The following is a 20,877-nucleotide window of genomic DNA, read 5'->3' on the forward strand; positions in this document are numbered from 1 at the left end:
GGGTGTGTGCTTGCCGGAGAAGAGGAAAGTTATCTTGGTTACCGACGGTGACCTTATAGCAAAGGAAGCGGTAGAAACAGCCGCCAGAAATATTGGTGCCCGTTGTATTTCCTGCTCTTGGGGTAACCCTACCAGGTTGACGGGAGAAGAATTAGCTCAGCAAATTATGCAGGCTAAACATGACCCGGTTGTGGTGATGGTGGATGACCGAGGTTTTAACGGCGAAGGGCCGGGGGAAGCAGCAATTCGCTATCTTGCTCAGCATCCCGATATTGAAATTTTAGGTGTGGTTGCCGTGGCATCTAACACCGAAGGAGTAGACGGTATCAGTGTTGATCAATCGATAGACAATACCGGCGAGGTTGTCAACGGCCCGGTAGACAAAAACGGCTTTTGCATTTCCAATCCGACTGAGGGGTTGCGCGGCGACACCGTAGAAGTATTAGAAGAATTAAAAATTCCCGTAATAGTGGGTATCGGAGATATTGGAAAGATGTGCGGCAACGATGCAGTTCAACACGGTGCTCCCCTAACTACCAAAGCACTGCAAGAAGTGTTGAAGAGGAGTGGTTATCTTGGCGACGGTCGCGGATATTGATGAAGCAAAACTATCAAAAAACATCGATGAAAATATTGCGGTATTAAATGATGCTTTGGGGGTAGGCAAAAGTTTTGATATAATCTGCCGCAAAATGACGGTAGCCGGAAAGAGAATAGCCCTATATTATGTAAACGGCATGGTTAAAGATGATGTAATGACAATTATCTTGCGCAACTTAGATACCCTACAGCGGCAGGATATATCAGTGCGCACTTTGGAAAAACTTCTCTCCGAACACGTAAATCATATTCAAGTGCAGGCAGAAAGCAAGCTGACTACCATCATTAATAACATAATGTCCGGGCCGCTGGCAATGGTTATTGACGGAGAGGATCAGGCGTTAATTATTGATGTGCGCGCCTATCCCGGTCGGCAGCCGCAAGAACCGGATTTAGAAAAAGTGGTGCGGGGTTCCCGTGACGGTTTTGTAGAAACTGTTTTATTTAATTCTGTTTTGCTTCGCCGCCGAATTAGAGATCCCCGCTTGCGTCTGGAAGTAATGCAATGTGGCGTGCGTTCTAAGACAGATGTGGTAATCGCTTATATTGAAGATATCACTAATCCGGATTTGGTGAAAGAAGTTAAAGAACGGCTAAAAGCAATCAAAATAGATGGATTGTCCATGGCGGAGAAAGCGGTTGAAGAATTAATTACACCCGGCAGTTATTGGAACCCCTTTCCGAAGGTGCGCTACACTGAACGCCCGGATGTAGCTGCCAATCATTTGCTGGAAGGGCGAATAATAGTGATGGTGGATAACTCGCCCAGTGTTATTATTGCACCGGTCACACTTTGGGATCAGATGCAGCATGCCGAAGAGTTCAGGCAAAACCCCGCAGTAGGATTATATGTGCGTTGGGCGCGGTACATAGGTATTTTTATTTCCATATTTTTACTGCCAGTATGGCTTTTGTTTGTCCTGGAACCGGGATTGTTACCTCCGGGATTAAAATATATCGGACCAAACGATCCGGGAAAAGTACCGCTCATTGTGCAGTTTTTGCTGGCGGAGTTAGCGGTCGACTGGATTCGCTTAGCGGCGATTCACACGCCAACACCCTTAGCTACTTCACTGGGTATTATTGCTGCCTTGTTAATCGGTGAAATGGCGGTAGAAGTAGGATTATTTACCACCGAAGTAATTATGTACACCGCGGTAGCAATGGTTGGTGTCTTCTTAACACCCAGTTATGAACTATCGTGGGCGACCCGTTTGGTCAGGCTGTTTTTACTGCTTGCGGTAGCGGCCTTCCGTTTGCCCGGTTTAATTATCGCTACATTAATCGTATTTGTTTACCTGGCCCAAACCAAGTCTTTTGGGGTGCCTTACCTGTGGCCGCTGATTCCCTTTAACTGGCAGCATCTAAAGACGATCTTTGTGCGTACACCGGTGGCCAAGCAAAATACTCGGCCCAGTATACTGAAGCCAAAAGAATCCATTCGCCAGTCGGTACGCAATCCGCGTTTATCACCGGCAAAAAAACCGTACAAACGCCGCCGGCGTAGCAGCGAAGGGGAAGAAGAATAAGGCGCAGTGTAAATCTAAAGTGCTGCATTGTAAACTTTTGTTAAAAGGGCTGTGGCAAAGCGAGCTAAACAATCGTCTTGCTTCAGCCCTTTTAAATATCTTTGGATTATTTTTCATAAAACATGTCCATACTAAAGGAAGATGTCTTTTTAGGAGGGCTGCTATGTCTTTTAAGGTTGGTATTCCGCGAGTGCTTTTTTATTACTACTATTATCCGCTATGGAAGGGTTTTTTAGAAAGTTTAGGCTGTCAAGTGGTGGTTTCTGACAAAACCAATAAAAAGATACTCGATGACGGTGTGGAGATTGCGGTAGACGAAGCCTGTCTGCCGATTAAGGTTGCATTTGGGCATGTTTTAAATTTGGCTAAGAAAGACGTAGATTTTATCTTTTTACCCCGTTTAGTCAGTGTAGCTAAAAGAGAATATACCTGTCCTAAATTTTTAGGCTTTCCTGATATGGTAAAACAGAATATCGGCGGACTGCCGCCGGTCATTGATGTGACGGTTAATATGCATAAAAATCCCAATGACTTAAAAGGGGTCTACAAACAAATTGGGCGGATGTTTACCAATAACGTTTATAAAATTTGGCAGGCTCAGCTTAACGGACAAAAAGCTCTGTACCATTACCGCCAGCTGTTACTGCAGGGTTACCGGCCGGAAGAAGCCTTTGCCATACTGGAACGCGGCCAAAAAACATTAGAAAAAAAAGAGGCCGGCAGTTTAAAAATTGCGCTGATCGGTCATCCCTATAATATCTACGATCAATATATCAGCATGAATATTATTAAAAAACTAAAGGCGATGGGGGCACAGGTAGTAACGCCGGAACAATTGTCAGATGAAATCATTCGCCGGGAAACTGAAAAACTTCCCAAAAAACTATTTTGGACAATGGGGCAGCGGACAATTGGAGCCGCTTACCATTATGCAACTGCCGATGATATTGACGGCATGATTCATTTAACGGCCTTTGCCTGTGGGTTGGATTCGATGACCGGTGAACTGATTGAACGGTTTAACCGCCGAACCGGGCATTTGCCATTTCTAAACCTAACAATAGACGAACACACCGGTGAGGCCGGTGTTATTACCAGAATTGAGGCATTTTTGGATATGGTGCGCTGGAAGAAATCTAAACAGGAATTTTTATTAGGAAGCGGGGCATAACAATGAAAGCGACATTTCCGCATATGGGCAACCTTTACATATGCGCTAAGGGAATATTGGAATACTTAGGTGTTGAGGTAGTACTGCCGCCACCTTCAAGTAAACGTACTTTAACTTTGGGCACCAAATACGGACCGGAATTTGCCTGTATGCCGTTAAAACTAAATATCGGCAACTTTATAGAAGCTTACGAATTGGGTGCAGATACCATTGTCATGGCCGGGGGCTGCGGCCCCTGCCGTTTTGGCTATTATGCCCAAGTAGAACACGCAATATTAAAAGACTTAGGTTACGATTATCAAATAATTGTTTTAGAACCCCCGGAAAAACACATTACTGAATTAACGGCGCGAATTAAACAACTTGTTGGGAACAAGTCATGGTGGCAAGTTATTCAGGGTATTAGGTTTGGCTATATGAAAAGCCGCGCGGTAGATGATGTAGAGATAATGTCATTTAAAATTCGGCCGCGGGAACTTATTCCGGGAGAAACCGACCGGGCTTTAAAAGCGGCATTAAAAGAGATTGATCAGGCCAAAGATATACCGGAATTAAAACTGGCTATGGTACGAAGTAAAGAGATTATGAACAGTGTAAAGATCGATCCCCGGCGTCCGGTAGTTAAGATAGCGATCATCGGTGAAATCTTTACCCTTTTGGAGCCTTTTGCCAACCTAAATATCGAGCGTCATTTAGGAAGAATGGGGGTAGAGGTTGACCGTTCAATTTATTTAAGCGAGTGGATTAACGATCACCTGTTTATGGGCTTGCTAAAAGGTATCCGCAGCAGTAAAGAATACCGCCGGTATGCCGCTCCTTTTTTAAATCACTTTGTGGGCGGTCACGGTATCGAGACTGTCGGCAGTGCGGTGCTTTATGCCCGCAAAGGTTTTGACGGAGCGATTCAGCTGTTTCCCTTTACCTGCATGCCGGAGATTGTGGCGCAAAGTATTCTGCCTAAAGTTGAGGCTGCAGTGGATATGCCGATAATGACCTTAATTGTTGACGAACATTCCGGTGAAGCGGGCATGATTACCAGGTTAGAAGCTTTTGTCGATTTAGTTAAAAATAAACCGCGCAAAACATCGGATACAGCGGCCAAAATTTCGATATAGGGTTTCATTGGCTTGTTAAGGAGGTAATTTAATAGGTGTTTGGATATCTGGGAATAGATGTCGGATCGGTAAGTACAAATATTGTTTATTTAAATGAAAACAACGAAGTTTTAGAAAAGCTCTATCTGCGCACTCAGGGACAGCCCATTGCTACCGTTCAACAAGGGTTAAGAATGTTGGCAAAAATGCTTCCGGCCAGTACCCAAATTAAAGGTGTGGGTACTACCGGCAGTGCCAGGCACTTAACCGCCGTGCTGGTAGGCGCCGACGTAGTAAAAAATGAAATTACCGCACATGCAGTGGCGGCTTCACAGCAGATACCCAATGTGCAAACGGTATTGGAAATCGGCGGCCAGGATTCTAAAATAATTATCTTGCGCAACGGTGTGGTTACCGACTTTGCCATGAATACCGTGTGCGCGGCAGGAACCGGTTCTTTCTTAGATCAGCAGGCCAGCCGCTTAAATGTGCCCATTGAAAAATTTGGTGAGCTTGCTTTGAAGAGTAAAACACCGGTGCGCATTGCCGGACGCTGTGCGGTGTTTGCCGAGTCTGATATGATTCACAAGCAGCAGATGGGCTTTGAACTGCCGGATATAGTGGCCGGATTATGTGAAGCTTTGGTGAGAAACTACTTAAATAATGTTGGCAAGGGCAAAGAAATACTGCCCCCGGTAGTATTTCAGGGCGGTGTAGCGGCAAACATCGGCATGCGCAAAGCTTTTGAAAAAGAGCTGGGTATGGAAATACATGTTCCGCAACACTATGATGTAATGGGGGCGGTCGGTGCTGCCTTGTTGGCTAAAAAAGCGGTCAGCAAAACCGGCAGGACCAATTTTAAAGGGTTTGAAGTAGCAAATATGTCTATTCATGCAGGGAGCTTTGAATGTGACGGCTGCCCAAATATGTGCGAAGTTATTGAAATTAACCAAGAGGGAGAAATTATTGCCCGCTGGGGAGATCGCTGCGGCAAGTGGTCAAATGCTTTAGCCCGAGAACAGGCTAAAATTAGCTAGTAAAATTTTATGGTATAATATAAAAGTATTGTATTCTTAATACATTTAATTCACTGCTTGACTAAAATGTTTGCGGCATGTTAGTATCTGGGTAAATATTTAACTGAATATATTTACCTCATCTCTTTGCTGGAGGTGTGGTAGAGGCGCGAACATACAAGAGTATTTTCGGGGAGAAGCGGTTCGATGATCCGAAAAGAAAGGGTTGTTCGCCGAAGTTCGTCAGTTATACCGTACCTGGCGGGCTGGGTCGGCATTGAATAAGTGCCGAACTGTCACACAGTAAATCTGTGTGGAGCGCTATCTCACTGGCAAGAGGTAATTTATGCGGTCAAAGACGATCCAATGGAATTACCTGTTGGTTCGTTTTTTTGTTTTTGCCAATAATTTCATTTGCTTTATACCTTATTCCATATGCACAATTTGGATCCTCAGCAGCGTAATATTTTATGAGGAGGTTTACCGGATGAAGCTGCAGGGTACTATGCGCATTAACAACAAAGGACATTTAGAAATCGGCGGCTGCGACACTGTAGAGCTCGCTCGGGAGTACGGTACCCCTTTATATGTTATTGATGAAGCATATTTTAGGCAAAACTGCCGTAATTATTACCAAGCTTTTGTTGAACGCTATAATGCTGAAGTTTTGTATGCCGGCAAAACTCTGTTGACTTTGGCAATTTGCCGCATAATTGATCAGGAAGGTTTGAGTTTAGATGTAGTTTCCGGCGGCGAACTTTATACTGCTATACAGGCAAACTTTCCTATGGACAGAGTGTACTTTCACGGCAACAACAAAACAAAGAGCGAGATTCGCCTGGCCTTAGAGTACAAAGTAGGTCGGATTGTAGTTGATAATCTGTATGAATTGGAAATGCTCAATGAGTTAGCCGGCGAAATGAATACCACAGCCAATGTGCTGCTTAGATTAACACCCGGTATCGATGCCCATACTCACGAATATATCCGAACCGGACACGTTGATACTAAGTTTGGTTTAGTGGTAGAAAACGGTCAGGCGAATATAGGTGTGCGCCGTGCATTAGAGTTAGAAAACATTAATCTTTGCGGTTTTCACTGCCATATTGGCTCACAAATTTTTGAATTAGAAACTTACGCCCATACAGCAAAAGTAATGATGGACTTTGTAGGTCAAGTCCGAGATGAAACCGGTTATACAGCCCGTGAGTTAGATTTGGGCGGTGGCTTGGGGATATATTATTCGCAAGGCGACCGGCCTTGTTCAATTAAAGAATATGCCGATATTGTAATGAAAACTGTAATTGAACAGGCGGAAATTTATAAATTGCCGCAGCCCAAAGTGTTGGTAGAGCCGGGACGCTCGATTGCCGGCCCGGCAGGAAGCACCTTATATACCGTTGGTGCAATTAAAGATATTCCCGGTGTGCGCAAGTATGTAGCTGTTGACGGCAGTATGAGCGACAATCCCCGACCGGCCTTATATCAAGCGGTATATGAGGCTTATTTGGCCAACCGGATGAATGAGCAGCCAACAGAAACAGTTACTGTTGCCGGGAAATGCTGTGAGTCGGGTGACATTTTAATTTGGAACTTGCCGCTTCCGGCGGTAAAATCAGGAGATATTTTAGTGGTCAGCAGTACCGGCGCCTATAATTACAGCATGGCGATGAACTATAACCGCCTGCCCCGTCCGGCAATGGTATTGGTAAATGAGGGGCATGCAGATTTAATTGTGCGCCGGGAAAGCTATGCCGATCTCATTCGCAATGACATTATTCCCGACAAGCTAAAAAGCAAAGTACTAAATATTGCTAGTTTAAGATAAGCTTCCTTGCAGCACCCGTACGGGTGCTTTTTTTATTTTTACAGTGCTGTCAGAAATTAAACAAATTGCTAATTAATTATGCGAAATTTCTTAATATCTTCCAATTATTATGTTATAATTTAAGGCATTGCAAATTATTGAGGAGCTGTTTGGTATGGACATTATCACTACTCATACAAACACCGATTTTGACGGCTTGGCGGCAATGGTTGCCGCACAAAAGCTATACCCGGAGGCTTACATTGTATTTCCGGGTAAAATATCACGCCACGTGGAAGAATTTTTGGCACTGTATAAAGATATGCTGAGAATCAAGCCTTTAAAACTGGTTGACTTAAAGAAAGTGCGCCGGCTGATCATTGTTGATAACCACTCCCGCAATCGCATCGGCAAATTGGCTAAAGTAATGGATAATCCAAACGTAAAAATATACATTTACGATCATCACCCGGCAGCAGAATGTGGGTTAAACTACGAAGTATCAGTAATTGAAACGGTTGGTGCGGCTACAACACTGCTGGTTGAAAGAATTCGCTCCCAAAATATCCCCTTAACCCCACTGGAAGCAACGATTTTAGCGTTAGGTATTTACGATGATACCGGGTGTATGGTGTTTTCCAGCACAACGCCGCGGGATGTGGAGGCAGTGGCTTATCTACTAAGCCAGGGGGCTAAGTTAAGTGTGGTTGCCGAGTATTTAAACCGCCCGCTAAACGACGACCAGCAGGAATTGTTTAAAAACCTGCTGATGTCATCCGAACATCATCAGTTTAACGGCGTGAAAGTACTGATTGCTACTGCCAGCGAAGATGAATTTATTGACGGGCTGGCTGTGTTGGCGCACAAATTAAGCGAAATAGAGCAGACAGATGCGGTGTTTGTTATTGTCCATATGGAAGATCGGGTGCATATCGTGGCCCGCAGTTCAGAACCTGAAGTAAACTGTCGGGACATCATGGCTGCTTTTGGCGGCAGCGGACATATTGCTGCGGCTTCAGCCAGTGTGAAAGGTGTTGCCCTGTCGGAAATAAAACAGCAGCTGCTTACGGAATTAGCCGAGCAAATCAGGCCGAAAATGACCGCAAAAGATATTATGTCCTATCCGGTGAAAACAGTCCATCCCTATACAACCATTGAGGAAGCAAACAGAATAATGCTGCGCTATGGCCACACCGGATTGCCGGTAGTGCGCGGTTTAGAAATGGTGGGCGTTATTTCTCGCCGGGACGTAGAGAAAGCAATGCACCACGGATTAGGACATGCCCCTGTTAAAGGGTATATGAATGTCAATGTACACACCGTCACACCGGATACACCGATTACCCAGGTGCAAGATATGATGATTGAATTTGATATCGGCCGCCTGCCAGTTGTGGATAACGGCAAAGTAATCGGTATAGTTACCAGAAGCGATATGCTGCGTACACTGCATACAGACTTTGAAGGTAAGTTTCGTACTACTTACCATCAAGGCAACAGCAATAAAGTGCGTTATGCCAATATGATGAAGCGCGTGCTAAAGCCAAGTGTAATGGATTTGCTGAAACTGGTAGGCAAATTGGGTCAGCAGTACGGCTATAATGTATATATCGGTGGCGGTATTGTACGGGACTTAATGTTAAATGTAGAAAACAACGATATAGATTTTATTATCGAAGGTGATGCCATTACCTTGGCTAAAGCACTGGGCGAAAAATTAAATGCCAAAGTGCGCATCCATGAAAAGTTTTGTACTGCTGAGGTGCTTTTGAAAAACGGTTCTTGGATTGATTTAGCCACCGCCCGGGTGGAATTTTACGAATATCCCGCGGCCATGCCTACTGTAGAAACATCATCATTGCGGCACGATTTATACCGGCGTGACTTTACCATTAATGCCATGGCGATATCGCTGAATCCTGATTCCTTTGGCGAACTGATAGATTTTTTTGGCGGCAGAGAGGATTTGTATGCCGGTATTGTGCGGGTACTGCATAATTTAAGCTTTATTGAAGACCCGATAAGGATTTTAAGAGCAGTACGCTTTGAACAGCGCTACCAAATGCATATGGACCCACAAACACTGCGCTTACTGCATGAGGCCCTAAAAGAAGAGGTACTGAAAAGGGTAGCCCGCGAACGCGTTTGGTCAGAACTGAAAGTAATTCTAAGCGAGCCGGAGCCGGCGGATATGTTGGACCGTATGGCTGAACTGGGCATCTGGGAGCAGATTTTCCCGGAAATTACTTACTGGGAAGTTCAACCGGTGATTGCCGAAATACCTCAGGCATTGATGGTTTTGCGTTATTGGGGTTGGGCGGAACCGAGTGAAAGCTGGCTGCCTTACTTTATCGCCCTGTTGCATTGGAGCGATGTGGAGACAGCGAAAAAAGTATGTGCAAATTTCGTTATCGGTCGCCGTCAAACAGAAAAAGTAATTACTGCTATTACCCACTGGCGGCAGGCTTTAAAAGAACTGGCAGATCCGGCTACAGAAAAACTGTCTCAGCAGGCAATGATTATGCAAATGCTGCCGCGTGAAGCTTATCCAATGTTTTTGGCAATAATGGATGATAGGCTGGCAATTCAAAGATTCCGCCAGGTAATGGAAACTATTCGCGACAACAAGCCGCAAATTACCGGTACGGATTTGTTGATGATGGGCTATAAGCCCGGTCCCTTATACCGAAAAACACTGGAAGCTGTTTGGCTGGCCCGACTGGACGGAGAAGTAAAAACCCGGGAAGAAGAAATTGCGTTTGCTAAGAAGTACATGGATAAGCTTTTGAAAGGGGAACAATCTGGTGATTAATATTCCGACTCCATATCAAGTTGGGGTACTGTTACCCGCAGTTATTATCGGGTTGACATTTCATGAGCTTGCCCACGGATGGGCGGCATATAGATTAGGTGACCCTACCGCCAAGCATATGGGCAGGCTAACCGTTAACCCACTGGCTCATATTGATATAATCGGTTTTCTGATGTTATTTATTGTTGGATTTGGCTGGGCTAAGCCGGTACCGGTAACCCCATATAATTTAAAAGGAAACATGAGGCGCAGTTTAATGCTGGTATCACTGGCCGGACCGGTTTCTAATTTAATTATTGCCGTAATTGCATCAATTTTGTTTGGTTTTGTGGTAACATTGGGCTCAAAACCGCTGAATGATATAATGGTGATGATGATTCAAATAAATGTGGTGTTGGCAATTTTTAACCTGCTGCCGATACCGCCCTTGGACGGCAGCAAAATATTGGCCGGATTACTGCCCGGTGACCAGCGCTGGTTGGATTACCTAGAGCAATACGGCACGATTATATTACTGCTGCTTTTATTTACCGGGCTTTTAGGCCCGCTGCTTTGGAAGATAATAGCACCAATTATAGATATTATGACACTCATTGCAAATCTAAGCTTAAGTTTATTTCTCTAGAAAGGTGAGGTAATATGGCAAAAGGTGTTATTTTAAGTGGCATGCGTCCGACAGGTAGATTGCATATCGGCCATTTAAGCGTGTTGGAAAATTGGATTAGACTACAGGAAGAATACAAATGCTACTACATGGTCGCCGACTGGCATGCGCTCACAACTTCCTTTGATGAAACCAAGGAAATTAAAAATAACATTAGAGAAATGGTAATAGATTGGCTGGCAGCGGGCTTAGACCCGGAAAAAAGCGTTATTTTTGTACAATCACATGTGCCACAACATGTGGAACTGCACATGATGTTTTCAATGATTACTCCGCTGTCTTGGTTGGAGCGGGTGCCGACATACAAAGACCAAGTGCAGCAGCTGGGTAAAGCGGGTAAGGATATCAATACCTACGGTTTTTTGGGGTATCCGCTCTTAATGGCGGCCGACATTTTAGTGTACCGGGCGGATACAGTGCCGGTTGGTGAAGATCAGCTTCCCCACTTGGAATTGAGCCGGGAGTTGGCCCGCCGGTTTAATTTTATGTATGGTAAAAAAGTCTTCCCCGAGCCGCAGGCACTGATTTCTAAAGTAAAAACACTGCCGGGAATAGACGGCCGCAAGATGAGTAAGAGTTACCAGAACTTTATTACTGTGGCTGCCGAACCGGATGAAATTAAAAAACAGGTAAACGCGATGATTACCGACCCGGCCAGAATCAGAAAAACCGATCCCGGCAATCCCGATGTTTGCGTTGTTGATAAGTATCACGGCATATACGCTGAAGCCGAACATGAAGGTATTCGGGAACTGTGCCGCAAAGGGCAAATTGGCTGCGTGCAGTGTAAAAAACAGTTGGCAAAGGTGTTGGACGAATATCAGCTGCCACTGCGGGAAAGAAGAAATGAAATTTTAAAACGCCCCGGTTTTGTAGATGAAATTTTAGCCGAAGGAGAAAAAAAGGCACGCCAAGCGGCTGCCGAAACCATGGAACTGGTGCGGAATACAGTGGGCATTTAAACGGGCAGGATGTAGAGGCAGGGTTCCATCCCTGCCCGTTCTTATGTGTACTAATTCAAAGAGCATTGCTAACGGAGGATTAGTGCCGAGGACTGTTTGAGCGTCAGCGGGTTCACTTTCAACTTAATTAAAAAATAAGGATGAAAGCACAGGCCGCCCGGCACCCGGAGGGAGCTGGTTCATTTATATGTGCGCACAAATACAAAATTTAACATCTTTTTCCAACTAACTGTGCTAATATAAGAATGGGGTGGGTTAATGGCCTATACCGTGCAGTTGGAAGCATTTGAAGGACCCCTTGATTTGCTGCTGCACCTGATTAAAAAAAATCAAGTGGATATTCAGGATATTCCCATTGCCGCAATTACCAAGCAGTATATGGACTACCTTGACACCATGCGCGAGCTGGATTTAGAACTAACCAGCGAATTTTTGGTGATGGCGGCAACCTTGCTGGCTATTAAGGCCAAAACATTGTTACCTAAGCCCGCTCTTGATGAAGAACCGGAAGATGAAGAGGTCGATCCGCGGCAGGAGTTAGTCCAGCGGCTGTTAGAATACAAAAAGTATAAAGAAGCGGCGCAGTTTTTAAAAGAGCGGCAGCAAATTCATGGTAAGATTTATACTAAGCAAAACAACATAGAAATGTATCAAGCACTGTTTCGCCGGTCCCAACCTTTGGCCGGAGTAGATTTTTACTGCCTGATAGATGCCCTGCAGCAAGTACTGAAAAGAGCGGAAAAGGTGCAACCGCCGGTAGTGCGGGCAGAAGAAATCAAAATAGAAGATCAAATGGCCCATGTATTGCGCCGTTTGGTGCGCCATCCTCACGGCCTGCCTTTTAATGCTGCCTTTGCGCGGCAGGCAAGCCGCGCGGAGGTTGTGGTCACCTTTTTAGCAATTTTAGAGCTTTTTCATTTAGGTCAAATTCAATTGATTCAAAAGGAACAGTTTGCCGAAATATTGATTTTACCTGTAAAAGGAGAAGAAGTGCTGCATGACAGTAATGTTTCGTGAACATATAAAAAGTGCCATAGAAGTGTTGCTTTTTGTAACTCCTGAACCTTTACCGGTAGCTGATATCTGCCGCTTAGTAGAAATAGAAGAGGCCGATGCTTTAGAACTGCTTCAAGAACTGCGACAAGATTATCAAAAGAGTAACCGCGGCCTGCAGGTTGTTGAGTTATCAGGCGGTTGGCAGTTAGCTACCAAACCGGAATTTGCTCCTTATGTAGAACGATTATACAAAAAACAAAGCAGCAGCACCCTTTCCCGTGCTGCCTTAGAAACACTGGCCATCATTGCTTATCGTCAGCCGATCACAAAGGCGGAACTGGAATTGATCCGCGGTGTAAAACCTGACAGCAGCTTAAACACCTTGTTGGAACGCGGATTGATTGAAGAAAAGGGGCGGCGCGACGGCCCGGGGCGACCGGTTTTATACGGCACGACCACTGAATTCTTAAAGCACTTTGGTTTTAAAGATCTATCCGAACTGCCGGATTTAGACCAATTTACCGAAGAAGTTGAAGAAGAAGAACATCCGTCTCAATTGTCGCTGCCAAACAAAAATTAACGCCCCGCCTTAATACACCTCATTTTTGCCTGCCGCAATTTGGACAGGTGAGCTTTGCGGGCTTACCATTTTACTTTTTTCCTACCTTTTGCTATTATAACCCCTTCTATTGGCAGCAAAAGCTTGTATTCCGCAGGAATAAAAATAATCATCCCCAGTGCAGAATAACATCAGCACATATAATACGGGGGTGAAGGTTTTGCCTAAAAAAATAAAACTACTGCTCGTAATTATCACAGTTTTTACTTTACTTCTGACTGCCTGCACGGCAGAGAAAAAACCGCTGCCGAAAACCGAAACCATTGTGGTTCCCGAAGTATCCGACCTTTCTTTTGATATCATCAAATTAAATGGGGCACCGGATGTAATAAAGAAACAAGTAAAGACTATGCAGGATGCAAAAGACCAAGAGTTTATTACTTATTCCGGTGCAAACGGTAAAGGATATATTATTATTTTCCCTGAAGCGCTGCAGCAAAATGTAACCGTAACAGTTGATAAAATAGAGCAGCGTATTCTTGATGAAAACTATACTTGGCTAAATGTGAAATTATCTTATGAGGAAACTGAGGCCGGTGATGCCAAAACTGACAAACCGCTGATAGCTAAGTTTAGTTTAAAGCGTGAACCGAAGGCTGTGGGTTTTCAACTTAGTCATGTAAATGCTAAGCCAACCGCTCAGCCCAATAATACTACCGCACAAAATAAGACGGCACAGCTGCCGAATCAACCCCAAAATGAGCCTCAAAAACCTCAAGGTCCGGCTATTAGAATCACCAACCCCATGCCGGGGGATGCCGTTAGAAACCCGGTAGAAGTCAGTGGGGTAGTTGCTGCCTTAGATGCAGAACTGCGCATTCGCATAATAAATTCAGCGGGAGAAGTAATAGCTGAAAAACCGGTTAAATTAACAGATAATAATTTTGCTACCGTCATAAACTTTGCACCGCCACAGCAGCAGGAGCAGGGGTTTGTAGAAGCAGTTTTAATCAATCCGCAAGATCAATCGGAAAACGGTCGAGCTTCTGTCGCCGTGTACTTACAACCGGGACATGCCAATGTAAATAAAGAAGATCAGGAGGCATTGCAGCCGTAAATTAACAGGCGGGCATGTTTTCCCGCCTATAATCCAAGCAGTAACTAATCAACAAATTGAAGGGCACGGTCCTGGACCGTGCCGTCGGTTATAAAAAACAACGGAACGGCAAGAAGACCGTTCCTGTCAATGAAAAAGTGCTTGTAGGTGCTTAGGCTATTGGACCTTATGCTTTCAATCTGCCGACACATTCAGAGAGCATGGCTAACAGGGCTTTGGTGCTGAGGACTGTTTGAGGGTAAACCGGTTCACTTTCAATCAACTATCAATTAACCGATAAATAAAATTGATTATTTATTAGCTTTTAATTTGATGGTAGTTGCCGGGGTGTATAACTATTGCCAAATAAGGAAAAATAAGCTAATAGACTACTTTTAGGAGGGAGCCAATGCAGTGATTTTAATTTGCGTTATAGCATTAGTAATATTACTGCTGCTGGCAATCCTTCTTTTATTACCGTTAAAAGTGAGGTTTCGTTATCAGCGAAAAAATAATCACGATTTAATTCGGTTAGAAATGGCAATTTGGAAATTACCTCCGTTTAAATTTAAGATATCTTCAGTAGATGCAAAAACCGAAAAATCCGGCTTTAATATTAAGTTTTCCGGTGGGACAAAAAGATCCGGTTTTTTGGTGCGGCGCATTGTTACTTGGTTAATTGGTGTTCCGGGTAAAAAAGATAATCTCAAGAACTTAGATAGTGCAATATCCCTTCCCTTTGATTGGAATAAGCTGCGAAAGAAAATAAAGCGAATGAGGGATTTATATGACCGCTTTTCTCCGGCGGCAAAATTTTTATTTCAGCATGTACACTGCCGAAGATTTAAATGGAGTACTAAATTTGGTACCGGAGATGCCGCCGCTACCGGCATTGCTACCGGTATTGCTTGGATGTTTAAAACCAATATGCTTACCTATATTTTTAAATATGTCATTCCGCCAAATGAACAGCCGTATTTAAACGTTGAACCTAATTTTGATCAAACCGAGTTTCATACTGATCTGGATTGTTTGTTTGAGGTTAAAAATTTTTGGCTTTTTGTTACCGGCCTAAAAGTAGTCATTCCGCATAAAAAGGGTTAAACCGCTGCCCAAACAGCCAGCCCCAGAAATATTAAAAAGGCTAAGCTGGTGACGTTGTCTACAATAGATATATAATACTTTTTCTTTTTTTCACCGGCATACATATAATTGTTGATGTAGATATTCAACAGCGATTCGATAGGCCCGGCTATTATAATGGCTAAGGCAATATATAAAGGTATTAGCGCTCCTTTTGTAATATATAGATAAAAAGCGGCAAGCACGACAACTGTGCCGATAAAGTAATTTAATATATACAGCACTTGAAGAAAATAATTTTTTTGCAAAGCAAATCATCCTTTTTATCTTGTTTAATAAAAATATATTCAACCTGCAGTATAACTTTCCTTAATAGATGAAAAGGAATTTTTTTACTTCGGTTAATCGGGTACACCTTGGGATGGGTTAAAATGTTTTCCTGCAAACGGAGACAAATAATCATGAACCAATTAGCGGATGATTAGCTCCGGCAGCCCGGTGAAGCGGAAGAACAGGTTTTGCCTCAACTAAGGGCAGATTTTCCTTGGGGTAATATTGCCGAAGCAGAATAGCATAAAATCATATGCCCGACAGTTAATAAAACCCCATCTGTTGACTGCATAATTAGAAATTCCGTTGGCAATATTATGGTTAGACGGGTTATTAAATCTTGAAACGTATAGATAGGGAGTGAATATATTGGGTGAACATCCAATAGAAGCTTTAATGAAAACAGCGATGGAGAGCATTAAAGATATGGTAGATGTAAATACGGTAGTGGGCGATCCAGTGGAAACTCCGGACGGCAGTGTAATTATCCCCATTTCCCGTGTGGCCTGCGGTTTTGCTGCCGGAGGTGGAGACTACCAGATAAACCATGGAAAGGGAGAAGAACCAAAAGGCACCCCCTTTGGCGGGGGGAGCGGTGCCGGTGTTTCGGTACAACCAATGGGCTTTTTAGTGGTCGGCAACGGCCAAATCAGATTACTGCCTGTTGATAACAATGTTATGTTTGATCGCTTAATTGATATGTTGCCTTGTATAATTGATAAAATGCAGGCAATGTGCAGTAAGGATAAAAGAAACACCCCTGAAAACGATATGATGCAGTAATATGTTTTTTTAAAGGCGCGACAGTTCGCGCTTTTTTTATATTATAAGAGCGGTAGTATAACGATAAATTTGAAGAGGCCCTCTTTACCCCTGCCCGTCAAGAAATGTTGCAATAAACGCATACGTTTCTTTATCTCAGATAAATCTTTGCTCATCCTTTGTTGCTCTTCAGTCATTTGTTGCTGTATTTTAACAGCTTCCTCAGCGAGTTTGCGGTAGGCTTCATCCCTGGCAATTTCTGCTTTACTGATTGCTTTGGTCTGCTGGGTTTTAAAAGCATGGGATATCACCACCACAGCCAAAATGGTAATTAGCGTGAGAATTACCAGAATAAACCCCATACCGCTAAGGCCAAAAACTACTTCCTCATTCATTTTTATCCTCCTTTTGCTTGGCAGCGTCTGAATCAGTGCTGCCGGTCTTTTTAATAGTAAGTGTTTTTGCCGCTTCGGCAATACTTTCCGGGCTCAAGATTAGCGTAAAGGGGACCAGCTCATAAAAATTTAATGCTTTTCCGTCTTCTGATAACTCCAACTGGCTGGTTACCAATCCTGCTTTTTCCAAACGCTTTAAATGCATGTAGAGTAAAGGTCTGCTGATCATCACCTCACGGGCTAATTGACTTACATGAACACGCCTATCTCTTAGTGTGGCAATAATTTTTAGCCGCAGAGGGTTTGCCAGCGCTTCTAAGATAGCGAGCAATTCGTCCCCGGAAGGTGAGATAGGTGTTTTATTTTTCTTACTGTTAATTTTATATTCTCCTTTCAAGTGGTAACAAAAGGTTATATTTCACCTGTAAGAATTATATTACAGGTGAAATAATTTGTCAAGCAAAAATAAAGTCTTTGGCTTTCTTCTTTATTATGTGTTATAAAGAAATAGTAGTATTAAACGTCGCTTTTAAGGAGTAATACGATGCCTGTTTTGTATCAACTGGAGGACAGACCGCCTGTATCGCGTACGCTGCTTTATGCTATTCAATGGTTAGCTTACAACCTAGTGAATGTAACGGTGGTACCTATAATTGTGGGTAATGCGCTGGGTTTGGATTCCGGCGGCATTGCCGAATTAATGCAAAGGACGATGTTTTTTGCTTCTTTGGCATCAATACTGCAGGCTTTGTTTGGCCACCGACTGCCGATTATTGAAGGCCCGGCAGGCATGTGGTGGGGGATTTTTATTACCCTGGCGGCGATGGCACCGGCCTTAGGCAAAGATTTAGCGGTGCTGCGGACAGATTTGGAGGCCGGCGTGATTGCAGCCGGGCTGGTGATGATTGTGCTGGGGATGACCGGTTTGATGGGCCGCGCACTTAAGTTATTTACCCCGGCAGTTACCGGAACGGTACTAATGCTTTTGGGTCTGCAGCTTTCCGGAAGCTTTATTAGGGGCATGCTTGGCATTACAGATGAACACCCGGCAGTGGATCCGGCGGCAGCAATGCTGTCGTTATTTGTCGTTGCCGTTGTTATTTTCATCAACTTAAAAGCAGGCGGATTTGTGCGCAGCATTGCTATTTTAATCGGTACCGCCCTTGGTTGGCTGGCGGCAGTACCTTTAAATCTGGCACCGGCGATTGACTTCAGCGGTACCAAATTGATTCAGTTTCCCGCTTTGTTTGCTTGGGGCACACCTACTTTTGATCCCGGCATTATTTTAGTATCTGTACTTACCGGACTATTGGTGCTGTCTAATCTGGTGGCCAGCATTTTGGCCATGGAACGCACCTTGGATATTACATTACCTCCCAAAACTTATGACCGCGGTGTTACCTTTACCGGTGTCGCCGATATTCTTTCCGGCGTGGGTGCTACGGTTGGGGTGGTGCCTTATTCGGCCAGCGCCGGTTTAGTCAGTTTAACCGGTGTGGCTTCCAGAGTACCGTTTGTCGTGTTTGCGGCATTAATGATGATGATGGGCTTTTTTCCGCCGGTCGGTACCTTTCTCAGCTCTATTCCCGGCCCGGTGGGTTATTCGGTGTTGCTGGTTTCCTTTTGCCAAATGCTCGGCTTTGCCTTAAAGGATTATGCCCGTTTAAACTTTACCGCCCGCGAGGTTTTTGTTATTGGCATTCCGCTGTTGATCGGTACCGGCATATTGACCTTGCCACCGGCAGCCTTTGCCGGTGTGCCGGTAATGCTGCGTTATATCCTCGGCAACGGTTTTGTAGCCGGCATGCTGCTGTGTTTATTGCTGGAGCATGTAATACTGTCCCAAAGGTATTTTAAAAACGATGTGTAATTTACTCTGACCATAATCAGGTTCTAATTAAACTTCACGCCTCATAACTTTAAAAAAGGACAAGACTGACGAGCTGTGGGGGTGAAGTTTATGGTTAATTACATTTGGCTGTTTATGATTGTAGTCAGCATTATTGTTGCCGGCGCTCAAGGAAATATTGAAGTGGTCACAAAGGCTGCATTTGAAGGAGCAGATACTGCTGTTAAAGTCAGTCTGGGCCTAATTGCCATTATGACCTTTTGGCTGGGAATTATGAAGTTGGCTGAGGCTGCCGGCTTAGTTAAAGCACTGGCCCGCTTGGTGCGGCCCATTACTGCATTTTTGTTTCCGAGTATACCCAAAGATCATCCGGCGATAGGAGCAATTGTGATGAATCTTTCCGCTAATGTTCTCGGATTGTCTAATGCGGCCACACCGATGGGGTTAATTGCCATGCAGGAAATGCAAAAACTAAACAAAAAGCCGGATACCGCAACCGATGCCATGTGTACCTTTTTGGCACTGAATACTTCCTGCATTACTTTAATACCGACAACTATTATCGGTATTAGATTGATGTATGGTTCGGCAGAACCCACTGCCATTGTTGGAACCACAATATTTGCCACTGTTTGCGGGATGACGGTAGCTGTAATTGTGGATCGAATACTGCGGCAAATTTACGAACTGCGGGGGAAATAAAAATGTATGCATTAATTAATGAGATCTCCCGCTGGGCCATTCCCGTTGTATTGCTGGTGGTACCGCTGGCCGCTTTTATTAAGAAGGTACCGGTGTATGAAACCTTTGTTGAAGGTGCCGAGGCGGGATTTTCTACGGCTGTGAAGACAATTCCCTTTTTAGTGGCGATGTTGGTGGCAATAAGCGTCTTTCGGGCATCCGGTGCCATGCAGTTAATGGCAGACATTTTGTCACCTTTTTTAGATCGAATCGGATTTCCCTCAGAAGTGCTGCCACACGCTATTATGCGTCCCCTTTCCGGTGGGGCGGCACTGGGAATCGCTACCGATATCATTAAAACCCATGGGCCGGACAGCTTTATTGGCAAACTGGTGTCTACCATGCAGGGCACCAGTGATACCACCTTTTATGTGCTCACTTTATATTTTGGTTCCGTTGGGGTGCGTAAGTACCGCTATGCGGTGGTCAGCGGTTTAGCCGCTGATTTTACCACTTTAGTTGCCTCTGTGTTTATTGTTAACGCCATGTTTGGTTAAAAAAGGTTTTGCTAATATAATGTAGAATACAAGAATGCCCGGTTGTTTAACTGGGCATTATAATTTTTCAGAATGTAGGAAGGCGGGTAACTATGGAGCGATTGCAGAAGTTTTTAGCTCATGCCGGTGTAGCTTCCCGGCGCAAGTGTGAAGAATTGATATTACAAGGCAAAGTAAAAGTTAACGGGCAAGTAGTGCGGGAGTTGGGCACTAAAATCGACCCGGAAAAGGATATTGTACATGTAAATAACCGAAAAATATCTGCTAAAAAAAATTATGTCTATATCATGGTCAATAAACCCCGAGGCTATGTCAGTACGGTAAAAGACGAGCGCGGTCGAAAAACGGTAATCGATTTGGTTAAAGAAAAGATGGATTTAAAAGAGCGTATTTACCCGGTAGGAAGATTAGATTACGATTCCGAAGGCTTGTTGTTATTAACCAATGACGGAGCCCTTACCTATGCCCTTACCCATCCCAAGCATCAAGTATCTAAAACCTATAAAGTTAGAGTGAAGGGTATGCCTTCAGTAGATAAACTGGAGCAGCTTGCTCAAGGTGTGGAGTTGGCAGACGGCAAAACCGCACCGGCAAAAGTCTATTTAACTCATGTGTTAAATAAAAACGCTCTTTTAGAAATAACGATTCGCGAAGGGAGAAACCGCCAAATACGCCGGATGTGTGAACATATTGGGCATCCGGTACTTAGGTTGGTACGTATCAGATTCGGACCGCTGGAATTGCGCAAGCTGGCTTCGGGGGATGTGCGTGAACTAACTAAAGCCGAGGTGACCGCATTAAAAAAAGCGGCCGGATTAGCTCCTGAAAAAACTTACATAAAGAGGCATAAAAAGAAATACTAATCAAGTATGCATAGATAATCCCCAATATAGTTATATTAAGGTTAACAAAAC

Annotated in this window: 21 protein-coding genes and 1 riboswitch; of the genes, 18 read left to right on the top strand and 3 right to left on the bottom strand. The window is 44.1% G+C overall.

What is annotated here, in order from left to right:
• Positions 1 to 10 precede the first annotated feature (10 nt).
• From spoVAEA to ACZ5NG_RS03675, 13 genes are all read left to right on the top strand, one after another.
• A complete protein-coding gene (gene spoVAEA / locus ACZ5NG_RS03615; protein WP_464252637.1) occupies positions 11 to 598 on the top strand; it encodes a stage V sporulation protein SpoVABEA in 588 nt (195 codons plus the stop codon).
• Positions 576 to 2,129 carry a spore germination protein gene (locus tag ACZ5NG_RS03620; RefSeq protein WP_464252638.1) on the top strand — a complete coding sequence of 518 codons (1,554 nt, stop codon included), beginning with the start codon at positions 576 to 578 and terminating at the stop codon, positions 2,127 to 2,129. Before spoVAEA ends, ACZ5NG_RS03620 begins: the two co-directional genes overlap by 23 nt.
• Positions 2,130 to 2,292: 163 nt before the next feature.
• Positions 2,293 to 3,300: an acyl-CoA dehydratase activase-related protein gene (locus tag ACZ5NG_RS03625; RefSeq protein WP_464252639.1), complete on the top strand. Its 1,008-nt coding sequence runs from the start codon at positions 2,293 to 2,295 to the stop codon at positions 3,298 to 3,300.
• A gap of 2 nt (positions 3,301 to 3,302) precedes the next feature.
• Positions 3,303 to 4,415 carry a CoA protein activase gene (locus ACZ5NG_RS03630; protein ID WP_464252640.1) on the top strand — a complete coding sequence of 371 codons (1,113 nt, stop codon included), beginning with the start codon at positions 3,303 to 3,305 and terminating at the stop codon, positions 4,413 to 4,415.
• A 35-nt stretch (positions 4,416 to 4,450) separates the two neighbouring features.
• Positions 4,451 to 5,431 carry an acyl-CoA dehydratase activase gene (locus ACZ5NG_RS03635; protein WP_464252641.1) on the top strand — a complete coding sequence of 327 codons (981 nt, stop codon included), beginning with the start codon at positions 4,451 to 4,453 and terminating at the stop codon, positions 5,429 to 5,431.
• Positions 5,432 to 5,564: 133 nt separating this feature from the next.
• Positions 5,565 to 5,742, top strand: a riboswitch (Lysine riboswitch).
• Between the two features lie 155 nt (positions 5,743 to 5,897).
• Positions 5,898 to 7,238, top strand: coding sequence for a diaminopimelate decarboxylase (gene lysA / locus ACZ5NG_RS03640; RefSeq protein WP_464252642.1), 1,341 nt, complete (start codon positions 5,898 to 5,900; stop codon positions 7,236 to 7,238).
• A 154-nt stretch (positions 7,239 to 7,392) separates the two neighbouring features.
• Positions 7,393 to 10,029 carry a CBS domain-containing protein gene (locus ACZ5NG_RS03645; RefSeq protein ID WP_464252643.1) on the top strand — a complete coding sequence of 879 codons (2,637 nt, stop codon included), beginning with the start codon at positions 7,393 to 7,395 and terminating at the stop codon, positions 10,027 to 10,029.
• Complete coding sequence (locus ACZ5NG_RS03650; RefSeq protein ID WP_464252644.1) at positions 10,022 to 10,654, top strand: site-2 protease family protein; 633 nt, start codon at positions 10,022 to 10,024, stop codon at positions 10,652 to 10,654. Before ACZ5NG_RS03645 ends, ACZ5NG_RS03650 begins: the two co-directional genes overlap by 8 nt.
• Positions 10,655 to 10,668: 14 nt before the next feature.
• Complete coding sequence (gene trpS / locus ACZ5NG_RS03655; protein WP_464252645.1) at positions 10,669 to 11,655, top strand: tryptophan--tRNA ligase; 987 nt, start codon at positions 10,669 to 10,671, stop codon at positions 11,653 to 11,655.
• Between the two features lie 258 nt (positions 11,656 to 11,913).
• Positions 11,914 to 12,672: a segregation and condensation protein A gene (locus tag ACZ5NG_RS03660; RefSeq protein ID WP_464252646.1), complete on the top strand. Its 759-nt coding sequence runs from the start codon at positions 11,914 to 11,916 to the stop codon at positions 12,670 to 12,672.
• The gene (scpB, locus tag ACZ5NG_RS03665) at positions 12,653 to 13,231 is read left to right on the top strand and encodes an SMC-Scp complex subunit ScpB (RefSeq protein WP_464252647.1); all 579 of its coding nucleotides are present in this window, start codon (positions 12,653 to 12,655) and stop codon (positions 13,229 to 13,231) included. The genes ACZ5NG_RS03660 and scpB overlap by 20 nt, the downstream gene beginning before the upstream one ends.
• A gap of 199 nt (positions 13,232 to 13,430) precedes the next feature.
• Positions 13,431 to 14,327 (top strand): Gmad2 immunoglobulin-like domain-containing protein, encoded by an 897-nt coding sequence (locus ACZ5NG_RS03670; RefSeq protein WP_464252648.1) that lies wholly within the window; start codon positions 13,431 to 13,433, stop codon positions 14,325 to 14,327.
• A 393-nt stretch (positions 14,328 to 14,720) separates the two neighbouring features.
• Positions 14,721 to 15,410 (top strand): DUF2953 domain-containing protein, encoded by a 690-nt coding sequence (locus ACZ5NG_RS03675; protein ID WP_464252649.1) that lies wholly within the window; start codon positions 14,721 to 14,723, stop codon positions 15,408 to 15,410.
• Here the strand turns inward: ACZ5NG_RS03675 and ACZ5NG_RS03680 are convergent.
• Positions 15,407 to 15,697, bottom strand: coding sequence for a hypothetical protein (locus ACZ5NG_RS03680; RefSeq protein WP_464252650.1), 291 nt, complete (start codon positions 15,695 to 15,697; stop codon positions 15,407 to 15,409). The genes ACZ5NG_RS03675 and ACZ5NG_RS03680 overlap by 4 nt on opposite strands.
• A gap of 391 nt (positions 15,698 to 16,088) precedes the next feature.
• On the opposite strand from ACZ5NG_RS03680, the gene ytfJ reads away from it, so the two are divergent.
• Positions 16,089 to 16,502: a GerW family sporulation protein gene (gene ytfJ / locus ACZ5NG_RS03685; protein WP_464252651.1), complete on the top strand. Its 414-nt coding sequence runs from the start codon at positions 16,089 to 16,091 to the stop codon at positions 16,500 to 16,502.
• A gap of 41 nt (positions 16,503 to 16,543) precedes the next feature.
• Here ytfJ and ACZ5NG_RS03690 read toward each other — a convergent pair whose 3' ends face one another.
• Positions 16,544 to 16,876, bottom strand: coding sequence for a hypothetical protein (locus ACZ5NG_RS03690; RefSeq protein WP_464252652.1), 333 nt, complete (start codon positions 16,874 to 16,876; stop codon positions 16,544 to 16,546).
• Complete coding sequence (locus ACZ5NG_RS03695) at positions 16,869 to 17,207, bottom strand: ArsR/SmtB family transcription factor (RefSeq protein ID WP_464252653.1); 339 nt, start codon at positions 17,205 to 17,207, stop codon at positions 16,869 to 16,871. The genes ACZ5NG_RS03690 and ACZ5NG_RS03695 overlap by 8 nt, the downstream gene beginning before the upstream one ends.
• 213 nt (positions 17,208 to 17,420) lie before the next feature.
• On the opposite strand from ACZ5NG_RS03695, the gene ACZ5NG_RS03700 reads away from it, so the two are divergent.
• The 4 genes from ACZ5NG_RS03700 to ACZ5NG_RS03715 all read left to right on the top strand — a co-directional run bounded on the left by ACZ5NG_RS03700 (position 17,421) and on the right by ACZ5NG_RS03715 (position 20,826).
• On the top strand, positions 17,421 to 18,746 hold the full coding sequence (locus tag ACZ5NG_RS03700) for a purine/pyrimidine permease (protein WP_464252654.1): 1,326 nt from the start codon (positions 17,421 to 17,423) through the stop codon (positions 18,744 to 18,746).
• A 90-nt stretch (positions 18,747 to 18,836) separates the two neighbouring features.
• Positions 18,837 to 19,427 (top strand): nucleoside recognition domain-containing protein, encoded by a 591-nt coding sequence (locus tag ACZ5NG_RS03705; protein ID WP_464252655.1) that lies wholly within the window; start codon positions 18,837 to 18,839, stop codon positions 19,425 to 19,427.
• 2 nt (positions 19,428 to 19,429) lie between these two features.
• Positions 19,430 to 19,963: a spore maturation protein gene (locus ACZ5NG_RS03710; protein WP_464252656.1), complete on the top strand. Its 534-nt coding sequence runs from the start codon at positions 19,430 to 19,432 to the stop codon at positions 19,961 to 19,963.
• Positions 19,964 to 20,055: 92 nt separating this feature from the next.
• Entirely contained in the window at positions 20,056 to 20,826 is a 771-nt protein-coding gene (locus ACZ5NG_RS03715; RefSeq protein WP_464252657.1) for a pseudouridine synthase, read from the top strand.
• The last annotated feature ends 51 nt before the right edge of the window (positions 20,827 to 20,877 follow it).

The organism is Desulfovectis peckii (assembly GCF_055391705.1).

Excerpts from the sequence above, each read along its gene's own strand:
- lysA (WP_464252642.1), top strand. The coding sequence starts at position 5,898 with ATGAAGCTGCAGGGTACTATGCGCATTAACAACAAAGGACATTTAGAA.
- ACZ5NG_RS03645 (WP_464252643.1), top strand. The coding sequence starts at position 7,393 with ATGGACATTATCACTACTCATACAAACACCGATTTTGACGGCTTGGCG.
- ACZ5NG_RS03715 (WP_464252657.1), top strand. The coding sequence starts at position 20,056 with ATGGAGCGATTGCAGAAGTTTTTAGCTCATGCCGGTGTAGCTTCCCGG.
- ACZ5NG_RS03630 (WP_464252640.1), top strand. The coding sequence starts at position 3,303 with ATGAAAGCGACATTTCCGCATATGGGCAACCTTTACATATGCGCTAAG.
- trpS (WP_464252645.1), top strand. The coding sequence starts at position 10,669 with ATGGCAAAAGGTGTTATTTTAAGTGGCATGCGTCCGACAGGTAGATTG.
- ACZ5NG_RS03710 (WP_464252656.1), top strand. The coding sequence starts at position 19,430 with ATGTATGCATTAATTAATGAGATCTCCCGCTGGGCCATTCCCGTTGTA.
- scpB (WP_464252647.1), top strand. The coding sequence starts at position 12,653 with ATGACAGTAATGTTTCGTGAACATATAAAAAGTGCCATAGAAGTGTTG.
- ACZ5NG_RS03700 (WP_464252654.1), top strand. The coding sequence starts at position 17,421 with ATGCCTGTTTTGTATCAACTGGAGGACAGACCGCCTGTATCGCGTACG.
- ACZ5NG_RS03705 (WP_464252655.1), top strand. The coding sequence starts at position 18,837 with ATGGTTAATTACATTTGGCTGTTTATGATTGTAGTCAGCATTATTGTT.
- ACZ5NG_RS03690 (WP_464252652.1), bottom strand. The coding sequence starts at position 16,876 with ATGAATGAGGAAGTAGTTTTTGGCCTTAGCGGTATGGGGTTTATTCTG.
- ACZ5NG_RS03660 (WP_464252646.1), top strand. The coding sequence starts at position 11,914 with ATGGCCTATACCGTGCAGTTGGAAGCATTTGAAGGACCCCTTGATTTG.
- ACZ5NG_RS03625 (WP_464252639.1), top strand. The coding sequence starts at position 2,293 with ATGTCTTTTAAGGTTGGTATTCCGCGAGTGCTTTTTTATTACTACTAT.